A 14769-nucleotide genomic window follows, 5' to 3' on the forward strand; every position below is an offset into this window, starting at 1 on the left:
ATGCTTTAGAAAAGAGGTACCTAATGAACGAAATCAAATGCCCACATTGTCAGACAGTTTTTACAATCAATGAAAGTGAATATGCCCAACTTCTGGCACAAGTACGCAGTGGCGCCTTTGAGAAAGAAGTGAATGAGCGACTAGAAAAGGAGACAGCTTTATTAAAAGAACAGTCAAAAAATCAGCTTCAGTCAGCCCTTGCTCAAAAAGATTTAGAGTTAGAACAATTGAAAGGCCAACTCGAAACCAGAGCAGTGGAACAGGAGCAGGAAGTTAATGCTGCAATTGCTTTAAAAGATAAAGCTTTAGTGGAGTTGCAAGCCCGTTTTGACAGTTTAGCGAGTGAGAAGCAACATGAATTGAAAACGGCGCTAGCTGAAAAAGACTTGGAGTTGGAAAAACTGCAAGGTCAACTAGCAGCGAAATCAACAGAACAAGAACTTGAAGTCCGCTCTGCCATTGCTCCAAAAGATCAGGAAATTGCTGAGCTTAAAGCCCGTCTAGAGCGCCTAGAGCTCGAAAAAGCTCACGAGATGCAGCAGGCGTTACAGGCTCTTGAAAAAGAACGTGACACGGTTCAAAATCAGTTAGTCTTGCAAGAGCAGCAAGGTGAGTTATCCCGCCAAGCCTTGATTAATCAGCATCAGCTCGAGTTGGCGCAGAAGGATGATTTGATTGCTTACTATAAGGATTTCAAGGCTAAACAATCTACTAAAATGATTGGGGAGAGCCTAGAGCAACACTGTGAGTACGAGTTTAATCGCTTGCGCATGACAGCCTTTCCACGAGCTGAATTTGGTAAGGATAACGATGCGACGTCAGGATCTAAAGGGGATTATATCTATCGCGAGTACGATGAAAACGGTGTTGAAATCATCTCCATTATGTTTGAAATGAAAAACGAAGGTGATGAAACAGCGACAAAGAAAAAGAATGAACATTTTTTCAAGGAATTAGACAAGGATCGTCGTGAGAAGAAGTGTGAGTATGCGATTTTAGTGTCTCTCTTAGAAGCCGATAATGAGCTTTACAACAATGGGATTGTCGATGTTTCCTATACCTATGAGAAAATGTATGTGGTTCGACCTCAATTCTTCATCCCTATTATCACGCTTTTGAGAAATGCTGCGCTGAATAGCCTTAAATATAAGCAGGAGCTAGAACTCGTTAAGGAACAAAATCTAGACATTACCCATTTTGAGGAAGACTTGGAAACTTTCAAGTCAGCTTTTGCTAAGAATTACAACTCCGCAAGCAATAATTTCAAAAAAGCTATTGAAGAAATTGATAAGAGTATCAAGCGAATGGAAGCTGTCAAAGTAGCTCTAACCACTTCGGAGAACCAATTACGCCTAGCAAACAATAAATTAGATGATGTCTCCGTCCAAAAATTAACACGTAAAAATCCAACAATGAAAGCAAAATTTGAAGCGTTGAAGGAATAAAATTCTATGGAAATTAGAAATTATCAAACAACAGATATTGACGATCTATTACCATTGTATGCCGATTTAGGGTATTCAACCAATAAGATTGATTTAGAACAGCGTTTAACTCACATATTGGCACAGTCCAATTATCAGTTGAAAGTTGCAGTTCTGGATGAAAAGGTCGTTGGTTTTATTGGTTGTTCAAAACTACATTTCTTTGAACGAGATGGTTTTTATTATCGTATACTTGCTTTGGTGGTTGGAAAAGATTATCGTCGTCAAGGAATCGCAAGTTGCATGATTGATAAGATTAAAGAAGAAGCTTGTCAATCAGGTGCCTTAGCGTTGGCTTTAAATAGCGGTATAACAGATGAGAGAGGAAAGGCACATCAGTTTTATGAACGTTATGGTTTTAGAAAGAAGAGTTATGGATTTGCATTAGAACTGCCTGAAATTGGCTGATTGACTTTTCTCTTATATTCTGTGATAATAAAATTAGTATCAGAAAGTGGAACTGAAGTCATGATTTCGAAGCTTTGACTTTTTCATGCTCTTTGTTTTCTAAGCTTAGGTTGAAACAGTCTACTAGACTATCTTTAAGTGGAAACTTAAAAATGAAGAAATTTAGTTATAGACTTCCAATCAACCACGGCCTTAAATAATCTCTACACTAAAAATTTAATAGGTTGGGATACTTTTCCCAGCCTCTTTTAACGAATAAAAAAGGAACTTTAAATGTCAATCTTAGAAGTAAAAAATCTCAGCCACGGTTTTGGAGACCGTGCTATCTTTGAAAATGTCTCTTTCCGTTTGCTCAAAGGAGAGCACATTGGACTTGTAGGTGCTAATGGTGAAGGAAAATCTACCTTTATGTCTATCGTAACAGGTGCTTTGCAACCTGATGAAGGGAAGGTAGAGTGGTCAAAGTATGTGAGTGTTGGCTACCTTGATCAGCATGCTATCCTTGAAAAAGGCATGACTGTTCGTGATGTCTTGCGCACAGCTTTTGATGAACTCTTTAAAACAGAGGCACGCATCAACGACATTTACATGTCGATGGCTGAAGAAGGTGCTGACATCGATGCCCTCATGGAAGAGGTTGGTGAACTTCAAGATCGTCTTGAATCTCGTGATTTTTATGTCTTAGATGCCAAAATTGATGAAGTGGCACGTGCCCTTGGTGTTATGGAATTTGGCATGGATTCTGATGTTACCGAACTTTCAGGTGGCCAACGTACGAAGGTGTTATTGGCAAAACTCTTGCTTGAAAAACCAGATATTCTTCTTCTCGATGAGCCAACTAACCACCTTGATGCAGAGCATATTGCTTGGCTTAAACGTTACTTGCAGGAATATGAAAATGCCTTTGTCCTTATCTCTCACGATATTCCATTCCTTAACGATGTTATCAATATTGTCTATCATGTGGAAAGCCTTGACTTAGTTCGTTATGTTGGGGATTACGATAACTTCCAGTCTGTTTATGCCATGAAAAAAGCACAGCTGGAAGCTGCTTATGAGCGCCAGCAGAAAGAGATAGCAGATTTACAAGATTTTGTTAACCGCAACAAGGCACGTGTCGCAACACGTAATATGGCCATGTCTCGCCAGAAGAAATTGGACAAAATGGAAATTATTGAACTCCAAGCTGAAAAACCAAAACCATCATTTGAATTTAAAGAATCACGGACACCTGGCCGCTTTATTTTCCAAACAACCGATTTAGTCATTGGGTACGATCGCCCATTGACCAAAGCACCGCTTAATTTGACACTTGAACGTAACCAAAAGGTTGCTATCGTTGGGGCTAACGGTATTGGTAAGACAACGCTCTTGAAGAGTCTACTAGGAGAAATCAAAGCGCTTGATGGTGAAGTGGAACGTGGTGATTTCCTTGAAATTGGTTATTTTGAACAAGAGACAGCTGGTTCTCGTCAAACCCCACTAGAAGCTGTATGGGATGCTTTTCCAGCCCTTAATCAGGCAGAAGTACGCGCAGCCTTGGCACGTTGCGGATTAACTTCCAAACACATCGAAAGTCAAATTCAAGTATTGTCAGGTGGTGAACAAGCTAAAGTGCGTTTTTGCTTACTGATGAACCGTGAAAATAATGTTCTTGTTCTTGACGAGCCTACGAACCACTTGGATGTTGATGCTAAAGATGAATTAAAACGCTCTCTCCAAGCCTATAAGGGAACAATTCTGATGGTTTGCCACGAACCAGAATTCTATGAAGGCTGGACAGAAGTTTGGGACTTCAATCAGATGATTTAAAAGGTGAGCTATAGGTAGTCCTAGTAACAATAGGGAGAAAATGATGACAGTTTTTGAATTTTTAACCTCTCAAGGGTATAAAATTGAAGATTACAGTTTTGAAGTTACTGAAGCGGAGAAGGATTTGGAGGTAACATTTGCTGATGAGTATCGCCAGTTAATCTCAGTTTTTGGGAATTTTGAAATATCATCACATGAATTTACTGGCGTTGAATTTGATAATTTCTTGAATATTGTTATCGTAACACTTGATAACAGGCAATATACTCATTCAGATACGCAGTCTATGTATGTGATTGAGGAACTAGGCTTTGACGGTATTGTCATCTGGCAGAATACCAAGGGAGAGATTTTTCAAACGATTCCAAATGATACGGTTAAACCAGAAAAACTTTACTCGTCATTTGAAAAGTACGTTTTGACAGAAGTGATTGAATAACATCTTCTGATGCTCAAGAAATTAAAAATATTCGTTTTAACTAGCTAAGAAACGTTCAGAAGGTTCTGAATTATTGTTTTATAGCAAGTATAGCCTATCATTTACAGAGATAGATATAGAAAGTATAACATTGAAGGTTGGACTTTTTATAACCTTCTTGCCTCGCCCTTCCAATACGGTTTAAGAAAGTTATAAACTGTTTTCTATGCTCCTCTTTTATGGTATAATATACCTACTTATTTTTGACAAGTATTGTCAGTTTTATGAAAAGAAAGGATAATTCAATTAGAGTTTCTAATTGAATTTGGGATATTTGATAGAGATTCCCTAAGATTTAGTATGGATAAAATAATTATTGAAGGTGGCAAAACACGTCTAAAAGGCGAAGTCACTATTGAAGGTGCTAAAAATGCAGTTTTGCCACTTTTGGCAGCTACTATTTTGGCAAAAGAAGGCAAGACTATTCTTAATAATGTGCCTATCTTATCGGATGTTTTCACAATGAATAATGTCGTGCGTGGACTAGATATTGACGTTAATTTTGAAGAAGAGCAAAATCGTGTAACGGTTGATGCTACTGGCTGGATTTTGGATGCTGCGCCATATGAGTATGTCAGCCAAATGCGTGCTTCAATTGTTGTATTAGGGCCAATCTTGGCACGTTGTGGACATGCTAAGGTTTCTATGCCTGGTGGCTGCACAATCGGAAGTCGACCAATTGACCTTCATCTCAAGGGGTTAGAGGCAATGGGAGCAAAAATCACTCAAGTTGGTGGTGACATTACTGCGATTGCTGAAAAATTAAAAGGTACCCATATCTATTTAGATTTCCCAAGTGTTGGAGCTACTCAAAATCTGATGATGGCCGCAACCTTAGCAGAAGGTCGTACAGTTATTGAAAATGCTGCGCGTGAACCAGAAATTGTTGACTTGGCCTTGTTGTTGAATAAAATGGGAGCAAAAGTAAAAGGAGCAGGTACTGAGACACTAACCATTGATGGTGTTGATAAAATGCATGGTGCAGAACACGATGTTGTTCAAGATCGCATTGAAGCTGGTACCTTTATGGTTGCAGCGGCAATGACATCAGGTGACGTGCTTATCAGAGATGCTGTTTGGGAGCATAACCGTCCCCTTATTTCAAAACTCAAGGAAATGGGAGTAGAGGTCACTGAGGAAGATAATGGTATTCGTGTGCGTTCTGATGTGACAAATCTTAAACCTGTTGCTGTTAAAACCTTACCACATCCAGGTTTTCCTACAGATATGCAGGCACAAATGACAGCGTTGATGTCGGTTATCAAAGGTGAGTCTACGATGATTGAAACAGTTTTTGAAAATCGTTTCCAACACTTGGAAGAAATGCGTCGTATGGGGCTTCATTCTGAAATTATGCGTGATACAGCATTGATTCACGGTGGTGAAAAACTTCAAGGGGCTCCTGTGATGTCAACCGACCTTCGTGCTAGCGCTGCCCTTATCTTGACAGGGATGGTAGCAGAGGGAACAACAACCGTTGGCAAGTTAACTCACTTAGACCGTGGCTATTACAAATTCCATGAAAAATTAGCTAACTTGGGTGCAAATATCAGTCGTGTAAATGCTTAAGGAAAGGAGAAGGGAGTCAACAACGTTGATTTCAAATCAAGTTTGAGAATTGTTTTAGCGTAAAAATAACAGTCTTAGACATTGGTTATTTTATCATCTCCCTTTAGATCAAAACTATGGATATTGGTTGGAAATACATTGGTAAGCAGTTCTTACTTATCTTTATCATTCTAGTTCTTTGTATTGTTTGCTTTGGGCTTGGTTTGGTTTTAGGCTATGGATTTTTTGGTGATGGCGCAAAACCATTTTCTATTCTTTCACTTGAAAAATGGCAGAGTATCATTAGTAAATTTACAGGACATTAAGGTAGAGGCTGAGAAATAAGTTTCTCGGCTTTTATCTCATGCTTCTCTTAAAAATAACATATGAAGAAAAAACAAGAAAAAACAGTAGTATCTCTTTTAGCACTTATTGCTACAGTAGTTGTTGGATTATTTGGTGGTAGTTCTACGGGACTTTTTGACCAATTAGGGATTTCCTTAACAGGTGACCATCATCAAAATAATACGATTGCAGCAGCTGGTACACCTTCTCAAACTTTAGCTGAGTCAGTTTTATCTGGCGATGTCCAAAAACAGCTTGGCACGATTGAATGGAACGGTGCGGGAGCATTTATCATAAATGACAATAAAACGTCACTTAATGCTGATGTATCAAGTCTTCCGTATGCTACAAATCAGACAAAACGTGTACAGGGGAAAGTAGTACCAGTAAATGGTAATGCCCTCTTGGCAAAAAGTACGCGTCAATATAAAAATCGAGAGCAGACAGGGCAGGGAAGGACGGACTTTCGTCCTGCTGGCTGGTATCAAATTCATGATTTGAAAGGTGAGTTTGATCATGCCATTGATAGAGGTCATTTGATTGGGTATGCCCTTGTCGGTGGTTTGTCAGGATTTGATGCGTCAACAAGTAATCCTGAAAACATCGCTGTCCAAACAGCATGGTCAAATCAAGCGAATTTAGAAAATTCAACAGGTCAAAATTATTATGAATCATTAGTTCGTAAAGCTTTAGATAATAATAAACGCGTTCGTTATCGTGTGACCTTGATCTATGAAGGTGATAACCTCATTGCTTCAGGTACTCATCTAGAGGCTAAGTCCTCAGATGGTGAGTTAGAGTTTAATGTCTTTGTTCCAAATGTTCAAGATGGTTTAACGATTGATTACTATAGTGGGAAAATTACCACAACTGAGTAAAGAAAAAAGCATCTGGTCGAGTTTTTTCACTCGATTGGATGCTTTTTAAGGTAGTCACAGTTTAACATTAATGGATATAGTTTAATTTTCCTCGGAAGTCTTCAATCGTGTGATAACCTTTTTCAGTCATAATCGCTTTGAGTTCTTTAGTGATACGATCAAAAATGTTAGGTCCTTCCTGTTGTAAGGCTGTGCCAATTTGGACCATACTAGCTCCGCAGAGGATATGTTCAAAAGCATCTCGCCCGTTTTTAACGCCACCAGTACCGATAATCTGAATTTCAGGTTTTAAACGCTGGTAGAAGGCGTGAACATTGGCAAGAGCTGTTGGTTTAATATAGTCACCACCGATACCACCAAATCCATTTTTAGGTTTGATTAGGACAGTTTCGTCATTAATGAGCAAACCATTACCAATCGAATTAACACAATTGACAAAGGTAAGTGGAAATTGATTGAAAATAGCGGAAGCTTGATCAAAATGGACAATATCAAAGTATGGAGGTAATTTGATACCTAGTGGTTTTGTGAAGTGAGTAAAGACCTCTGTTAGAATGGTTTCAGTAGTTTCAAAATCGTAGGCAATTTGAGGTTTCCCTGGTACATTTGGACAAGATAAATTAAGTTCAACAAGACCTTCGTAATCACTTTCTTGAACCTTCTTCAAAATAAGGTGAGTTTCCTCTGGCGATAAACCGACTAATGATAGGAAATGAGGCTTGCTTGTTGGATTTTCTTGCAATTCTGTCACATAATCAAGGTAATACTGGAAGCCATTATTAGGCAGTCCCATTGAGTTAATAGAGCCAAGAGGAACGTCGACATAGCGAGGCTCTGGATTGCCAGGACGTGCCTCAAGGGTACCCGTTTTGGTCACGAATGAACCAGCAGCAGAAGAGTCAATCTTAGCTAATTCCTCACGTGTCATACAATAAACCCCAGCAGCATTCATCAAGCAATTAGTGAATGAAAAGTTACCTATTTTAGTCGCAGTGGAAACCATTTTGGAAAACTCCTTTTAGATAAATTTTTTCCATTTTATCATTGAGATAGGTTATTTGCAAGATATAATTGGAATTTAGAAATAAACGTTCGTAAATTAAAGAGCATTTTTGATGAAATAATATTTAAGGTATGATTTTTACCGTTTCAAGATGTTAAAAAACCTCCTAAAAAACAGAATTTAGCAATTATTCAGCCTAGTTAATATATTATATTTCACTGAGTTCTGTTATCTAAAAAGAGTGTATTGTTGCAGTTACCCATCATCTATCAATGTGTATGATGATTCAATCAGGAACTACTGTTACTAACTGTATAATAGTTATGGCTAACAAGAGTGTCACTTTTGGAGTCTTCCGAAGTGGTGAAAAAGTGAAGGAAAGAGGCATGGTTTCAGAGATTTAATTTCTTCTTGCTACCTCATCTTAAGTTCAGACAGCCTCAATTCTTACAGTTCAAAAAGTTTCCGATACCTTTATCTCCATAAGAAGTGTGTTAATAAAAAGATGATACGGATTAAAGACTCGGCTACTTCGACAACTACGGTGGAACTGACTTTTGGAAATTACCATTGGTAAAACATTCACAAATTTACAATCTCAGACTAGCTTTTTTCCTGTTTTTTTTGTAAAATAAGAGGGTAATGGCATTTGCCAAATAATAAATTGGAGACATACTAATGGTAAAATTGGTTTTCGCTCGCCACGGTGAGTCAGAATGGAACAAAGCCAACCTTTTCACTGGTTGGGCTGACGTTGATTTGTCAGATAAAGGTACACAACAAGCGATTGACGCTGGTAAATTGATTAAAGAAGCTGGTATCGAATTTGACCTTGCCTTCACATCAGTTTTGAAACGTGCTATCAAAACAACTAACCTTGCGCTTGAAGCAGCTGATCAACTTTGGGTTCCAGTTGAAAAATCATGGCGCTTGAACGAACGTCACTACGGTGGTTTGACTGGTTTGAACAAAGCAGAAGCTGCTGCTGAATTTGGTGATGATCAAGTTCATATCTGGCGCCGTTCATATGATGTATTGCCACCAGAAATGGCAAAAGATCATGAGCATTCAGCTCACACAGACCGTCGTTACGCACACCTTGATGGTTCAGTTATTCCTGATGCTGAAAACTTGAAAGTAACGCTTGAGCGTGCTCTTCCATTCTGGGAAGATAAAATTGCTCCAGCACTTAAAGATGGTAAAAATGTTTTCGTTGGAGCGCATGGTAACTCAATCCGTGCCCTTGTTAAACACATCAAACAATTGTCTGATGATGAAATCATGGATGTTGAAATTCCAAACTTCCCTCCACTTGTATTCGAATTGGATGAAAAATTGAATATTGTTAAAGAATACTACTTGGAAGTTAAATAAAATCTGAAACAGAGGCTTTTGTCTCTGTTTTATTTGGTATTTCATGTTTCTAGTGTATAACAGATGAAAAAGAGGTGACTTTTCGAATACTCGTGATGGTGTAAACATTTAGGGATTGCTATTCTCAGTTTTCTATTTCCGATTGTGGGCTGATTTTATGGATTGTTTGGTCAGCTGATTGTCCTCTTAAAACTAGTAGTGCCCGAACTGGCTTTTTGTAAGTGTGCTAGTCAGTATTCTTTTATTTTTATTGGCTATTGCGATGTTTTACAGTATTTAAGACAACTTAGAAGCAGAAGAAATTAAACTTTTGCTTTTTTATTGGCTTTATTTGTGAAAAGTATTGCAATCTTTTATTATTTTGTTATAATGCTAATGTTAGAAAACGATTGCAGAAAGGGAGAAGCATGCATTCACCAGAAGAGATATTAGAGATTACAATTCATACAGGAGAACATAAAATTCATAAAACGTTTTTACAAAAAGCAATTTTAGGTTTTGTTGGCGGTGCCATGATTAGTTTAGGTTACCTTCTTTATGTCCGAATTACGGCTAATGGGATGGAGACTTTAGGCCATTTTGCTTCGGTTGTAGGTGCAGCAGCTTTTCCAATTGGATTGATTGTTATTCTCTTAGCTGGTGGTGAATTGATTACTGGCAATATGATGGCAGTAGCCGCTAGTTTTTTTGCAAAGAGAATTTCTTTAGTAGATTTGCTAAAAAACTGGATTGTCATAACTGTATTTAATGTGATTGGTGCTATCTTTGTTGCTTATTTTTTTGGGCATTTTGTTGGTCTAACAAGTTCGGGACATTTTCTTGAAGAGGCCTTGGAAGTTGCGCATGCTAAGTTAGCGGCAAGTCCAGCACAAGCTTTTGTTTCTGGAATCGGTTGTAATTGGTTTGTTGGCTTGTCTTTGTGGCTCTGCTATGGAGCAAAGGATAGTGCAGGAAAGCTTCTAGGGACTTGGTTTCCAGTCATGACCTTCGTCGCGATTGGATTTCAGCATAGTGTTGCCAATGCTTTTATCATTCCAGCAGCCATATTTGAAGGTGGTGCTACTTGGTTTGATTTTCTACATAATTTCACCTTTGTTTATCTTGGAAATATTGTCGGTGGAGCAGTATTTGTGTCACTCTTTTATTTCCTTGTTTATGGTAAAAAACGTTAGAAAAAAGTTACACTTGCTATCATTTTAGCAAGTTTTTTTGTTGTAATTGTGATAAAATAAAGAGCAAAGTTTTTCAATGTGAGGATTAGATGGCGAGTAGAAATAGAAAACAGTTACAGCAACAAAAACGGCTAGGGAATCAGATGTCTAGCCGTATCAATTTGATTTTTGCTGTTATTGTTGTACTTTTTATTATATTATTATTGCGATTAGCTCAAATGCAACTTCTTGATAAAACGTTCTATACTGAGAAATTAACTGCAACCACGAGTTATACGGTAAAGAATTCAAGTCCGAGAGGTAAAATTTATGATGCTCAAGGGACATTATTAGTTGATAATGACATCAAGGAAGTTGTTTCTTTTACGCGCAGCAATTTTGCTACCGCTGAAGAAATGAAGAAAACAGCCTGGGCACTTTCTGCACTTGTTTCTTATACAGAGACGAATGTTACAACGCGAGAAAAGAAAGATTATTATTTGGCTGATAGTGCGAATTATCAAGCTGTTTTAGATAGGCTTGACAAGAGCAAGAAGTTTGACAAGTTTGGCAATCGCTTGGCTGAGAGCGATGTCTATGCGAATGCAGTTGAAGCTGTAACGGATGAGCAAATTAATTTTTCAGATGAAGAGCTAAAAGTAGCTTATATTTTTAGTCAAATGAATGCTACACCAACATTTGGAACGACTTCTTTAAAAACAGTTGAGCTAACGGCTGAACAGATTGCCATTATTTCAGCGAATAAAGACTTACCTGGTATTTCTGTACGTTCTGATTGGGAACGGAAAAATATTGCCCAATCTTTATCACCAATTATCGGAAAAGTTTCAAGTGAAAAAGCAGGGCTGCCAGCAGAGGAGGTTAAGGAGTATCTTGCTAAGGGGTATTCTTTAAATGACCGCGTTGGAACGAGTTATTTAGAAAAAGCCTATGAAGATACTTTAAAAGGAACTCCTAAAGTACGTCAAATCACAGTTGACAAAAAAGGAACTATTGTTGATGATAATGAAACACAATCTGGTAGCAGAGGAAAAAATATAAAATTAACCATTGATTTAAAGTTTCAAGAAGGTGTTGAAAAGATTATTAACCAGTACTTTCTTGCGGAGAAAGCTGAGGGAAATGTCGAACTTTCAGAAGGAGCTTACGCTGTAGCTCTTAATCCTCATACAGGAGCTGTTCTTGCAATGGCGGGCCTCTCCCATGATACGGAGACAGGAGAAATTGTTCAAAATGCTCTTGGAGCGATGACGTTAGTATTTACTCCTGGTTCTGTTATAAAGGGAGCTACAATTGCTTCTGGATATGAAAATGGCATTATTTCAGGAAATCAGATTTTATATGATCAAGCGATTCAATTTGCAGGTTCAAGTCCAATTAAATCTTGGTTTACTTTAGGTAGTCTGCCTATTACAGCTACTCAAGCATTGGCATACTCTTCCAATACCTATATGGTTCAAATTGCCATGAAAATGATGGGGCAAGAATATAGTCCAGGAATGATTTTAAGCACAAGTGGTTTAGACTCAGCAATGGCTAAATTACGAGCTACCTATGCTGATTTCGGCTTGGGAGTATCAACTGGCTTAGACGTTCCAGGAGAATCAACAGGATATATTCCAGAAAAATTTGATTCTGCAGCCATATTAACAGAATCTTTCGGTCAGTTTGATAATTACACAACAATGCAATTGGCTCAATACGTTGCGACAGTCGCTAATGGAGGCAATCGTATTGCACCACGTTTGGTACAAGGTTTTTATGATACTGATGAATCTGGAAATCTGGGAAATATGATTGAAGAGAAAGGGCCAAATACCTTGAATACGATTAAGATTTCTACTGACGAGTTGGAAATCATTCAAGAAGGTTTTTATGATGTGGTTAATAGTAGCTCAGGCTATGCTACTGGTAAAGCAATTGGTGAGGGAGCTGCAGTTTCTATTTCTGCTAAGACAGGTACGGCCGAATCTTATGTCACTAATAAGTCTGGCGACTCAATTTACACCACTAATATGAATGTTGTTGCTTACGCTCCAAGTCACAATCCCAAAATTGCAGTTGCAGTTGTGTTACCGCATGAGACGAATTTTAATAGTAAGGCAAGTCACTTAATGACACGTGACATTATCAATTTATATCACAATTTATATCCAATGAATTAAGAGAGGTTTGAAGTGCTTTATCCAACTCCCATAGCAAAATTGATTGATAGCTTTTCGAAATTACCAGGTATCGGTATAAAAACAGCAACGAGGCTGGCATTTTATACGATTGGTATGAGTGACGAAGACGTCAATGAATTTGCTAAAAATTTATTATCTGCAAAGAGAGATTTAACTTATTGTAGCATTTGTGGTAATCTCACAGATGACGATCCATGCAGTATTTGTCAAGATGAGACAAGAGATTCGTCTGTTATTCTTGTAGTTGAAGAGTCCAAAGATGTCTCTGCTATGGAGAAAATTCAAGAGTATCGAGGAAAATATCATGTGTTACATGGTTTAATTTCTCCAATGAACGGAGTTAGTCCTGATGATATCAATCTGAAGACTTTGATTACGCGTTTAATGGATGGAGAGGTGACAGAGGTCATTATTGCAACCAGTGCCACAGCAGATGGGGAAGCGACATCAATGTATATTTCACGAGTGCTAAAACCAGCAGGTATCAAAGTGACACGACTAGCACGAGGCCTTGCAGTAGGATCAGATATTGAATATGCAGACGAAGTAACCCTTCTTAGGGCAATTGAAAACCGTACAGAATTATAAGAATAGTAGTCAAAAAGAGGTTGGGAAAAAACTCAAATTTTAACCTTTCTCTTAAACATTGAACAATATAAAATGGCTTAGAATCAACGTTTTTTAATGACGTTAATTTCCCAACCTCTTTTTCTACCATTTGCCCAGCCTACCAAGGGTTTAAAGCAAAAATAATTTGAGAGCAGCAACTAACGATCAGTTATTGTCCTCTTTTTCTGTGCTAAGCAGCGATAAAAGTGTACACAAAAGGAACACCTTATCTAGCTTTTTTTAAAATAAGGTGTTAGAATAGTATGGCATAAACAACTTTATTGATTTTGGGTTGAAGCGTAATCGTAAAGTTTGTTATGCGTTATGAGGTAATACATTGTCCTTATGATGCGATGTATAGAGGCAATCGTATGTGGCTTAGTTGAAGCTATTTGCGATTGTCTTTTTCGTTTCTCATAGAAGTCTGCGATGTGACAAGGATTAGTGTGGCTAGCTGAAGTGATGTTGTGAATACACTTGAAGAGAATCTTTCTGGCATAAGGATTCCCTCGTTTGGTGATGTGTTCCTTGGCAAGGAAGTTCCCAGATTCATAGTGTCTGAGATCAATCCCGATAAAAGCATTGATTTGATTGGCAGACTGAAATCGACGAATATCTCCCCTCCCAATTCGCCAATGATAGAAGTCGCTGTTGTTTCTGCGATACCAGGGATATACAGTAAGATATCGTATTCAGGTAAAGGCTGAGCTAGGGATACCCTAATGTCTAAAACCACTTGTCTGCGTCCAGATAATCTTAGCAGTTCTTGCGCATAATAACGAACCTCTTCAATGACAGGAGAGGTTTTCTTGACAGCACAGTAGGACTGTTTAGCGAGTTCGGTAAGCTTCTCAGCCAAATAAGTCACACGCTTGTCAGAGATACGTTTTGATGTCGAGTTTCAAATGACATGTGATAACTCATCACTACTCAACTCAAGCACCATTTCCTTACAAGGAAAAGCAGTAACTAAGTTCCAGTATTGTTCACCAGTTGGCGCTGATGAGATATGTTCTATCTCAGGGAAAGTGACTTGCAAGACCTTGTGGAGACGATTCTTAGTTCGAACGATATCTTCTGTCAGGTTCTGATAGAATCGGCTTAAATCACGTAACTCTTGATAGACTTCCTCTTGGACGTAAGTTGGTTTACGATTGCACAAACTGAGACTGAGCCAATTTTTCAGCGTCAATTTTGTCAGTTTTACGGACACGTAAGCTGTCTAGTTGCTTTTTAGCTTCGAGAGGATTTAGCCGTGTATAAGCCTAGCCATTGTCCTCAAGAAAGGCTTGAAGGCGACGAGAATAGTCGAAGACAATCTCAGGATTTTGAACGGTTTTCAAGTCACCAAGTAGCCTATTGAATCCGATAGAATCATTAGGTATAGTGTAGCCATGAACCTTATCACCATTGACTAAAATAGCCACTTCCGAACTTGCTTTACTCACATCAATCCCAAATACAACTCGCAT

At 38.3% G+C, this 14769-nt stretch carries 12 protein-coding genes and 1 pseudogene; 11 read left to right on the forward strand and 2 right to left on the reverse strand.

Going from position 1 to position 14769, the window contains the following annotated elements:
- Positions 1–23: 23 nt before the first annotated feature.
- The 7 genes from ACFPQ3_RS06165 to ACFPQ3_RS06195 all read left to right on the forward strand — a co-directional run bounded on the left by ACFPQ3_RS06165 (position 24) and on the right by ACFPQ3_RS06195 (position 6953).
- A complete protein-coding gene (locus ACFPQ3_RS06165; RefSeq protein WP_156805331.1) occupies positions 24–1445 on the forward strand; it encodes a DUF2130 domain-containing protein in 1422 nt (473 codons plus the stop codon).
- Positions 1446–1451: 6 nt separating this feature from the next.
- Positions 1452–1892: a GNAT family N-acetyltransferase gene (locus ACFPQ3_RS06170; RefSeq protein WP_156805330.1), complete on the forward strand. Its 441-nt coding sequence runs from the start codon at positions 1452–1454 to the stop codon at positions 1890–1892.
- Positions 1893–2165: 273 nt separating this feature from the next.
- Positions 2166–3704, forward strand: a complete 1539-nt coding sequence (locus tag ACFPQ3_RS06175; protein ID WP_156805329.1) for an ABC-F family ATP-binding cassette domain-containing protein — start codon at positions 2166–2168, stop codon at positions 3702–3704.
- Between the two features lie 43 nt (positions 3705–3747).
- Positions 3748–4143, forward strand: a complete 396-nt coding sequence (locus ACFPQ3_RS06180; protein ID WP_156805328.1) for an SMI1/KNR4 family protein — start codon at positions 3748–3750, stop codon at positions 4141–4143.
- A 339-nt stretch (positions 4144–4482) separates the two neighbouring features.
- Positions 4483–5751: a UDP-N-acetylglucosamine 1-carboxyvinyltransferase gene (gene murA, locus ACFPQ3_RS06185; protein WP_156805327.1), complete on the forward strand. Its 1269-nt coding sequence runs from the start codon at positions 4483–4485 to the stop codon at positions 5749–5751.
- Between the two features lie 116 nt (positions 5752–5867).
- The gene (locus tag ACFPQ3_RS06190) at positions 5868–6056 is read left to right on the forward strand and encodes a DNA-directed RNA polymerase subunit beta (protein WP_156805326.1); all 189 of its coding nucleotides are present in this window, start codon (positions 5868–5870) and stop codon (positions 6054–6056) included.
- 60 nt (positions 6057–6116) lie between these two features.
- A complete protein-coding gene (locus ACFPQ3_RS06195) occupies positions 6117–6953 on the forward strand; it encodes a DNA/RNA non-specific endonuclease (protein ID WP_156805325.1) in 837 nt (278 codons plus the stop codon).
- 67 nt (positions 6954–7020) lie between these two features.
- Here the strand turns inward: ACFPQ3_RS06195 and ACFPQ3_RS06200 are convergent, their stop codons facing one another.
- Positions 7021–7956, reverse strand: a complete 936-nt coding sequence (locus ACFPQ3_RS06200) for a dihydroorotate oxidase (protein WP_156805324.1) — start codon at positions 7954–7956, stop codon at positions 7021–7023.
- A gap of 678 nt (positions 7957–8634) precedes the next feature.
- Between ACFPQ3_RS06200 and ACFPQ3_RS06205 the strand changes: the two genes are divergently transcribed.
- The 4 genes from ACFPQ3_RS06205 (at position 8635) to recR (ending at position 13276) form a co-directional block, all read left to right on the forward strand.
- Positions 8635–9330, forward strand: coding sequence for a phosphoglycerate mutase (locus tag ACFPQ3_RS06205; protein ID WP_156805323.1), 696 nt, complete (start codon positions 8635–8637; stop codon positions 9328–9330).
- Between the two features lie 407 nt (positions 9331–9737).
- Positions 9738–10502, forward strand: a complete 765-nt coding sequence (locus ACFPQ3_RS06210) for a formate/nitrite transporter family protein (protein WP_156805322.1) — start codon at positions 9738–9740, stop codon at positions 10500–10502.
- An 89-nt stretch (positions 10503–10591) separates the two neighbouring features.
- Positions 10592–12667 carry a penicillin-binding protein PBP2B gene (gene pbp2b / locus ACFPQ3_RS06215; protein ID WP_156805321.1) on the forward strand — a complete coding sequence of 692 codons (2076 nt, stop codon included), beginning with the start codon at positions 10592–10594 and terminating at the stop codon, positions 12665–12667.
- Positions 12668–12679: 12 nt separating this feature from the next.
- Positions 12680–13276: a recombination mediator RecR gene (recR, locus tag ACFPQ3_RS06220; RefSeq protein WP_156805320.1), complete on the forward strand. Its 597-nt coding sequence runs from the start codon at positions 12680–12682 to the stop codon at positions 13274–13276.
- 299 nt (positions 13277–13575) lie between these two features.
- Here recR and ACFPQ3_RS06225 read toward each other — a convergent pair.
- A pseudogene (locus ACFPQ3_RS06225) lies at positions 13576–14769 on the reverse strand (IS110 family RNA-guided transposase).

Origin of the sequence: Streptococcus caledonicus (assembly GCF_042656225.1) — a bacterium.
Taxonomy (GTDB): domain Bacteria; phylum Bacillota; class Bacilli; order Lactobacillales; family Streptococcaceae; genus Streptococcus; species Streptococcus caledonicus.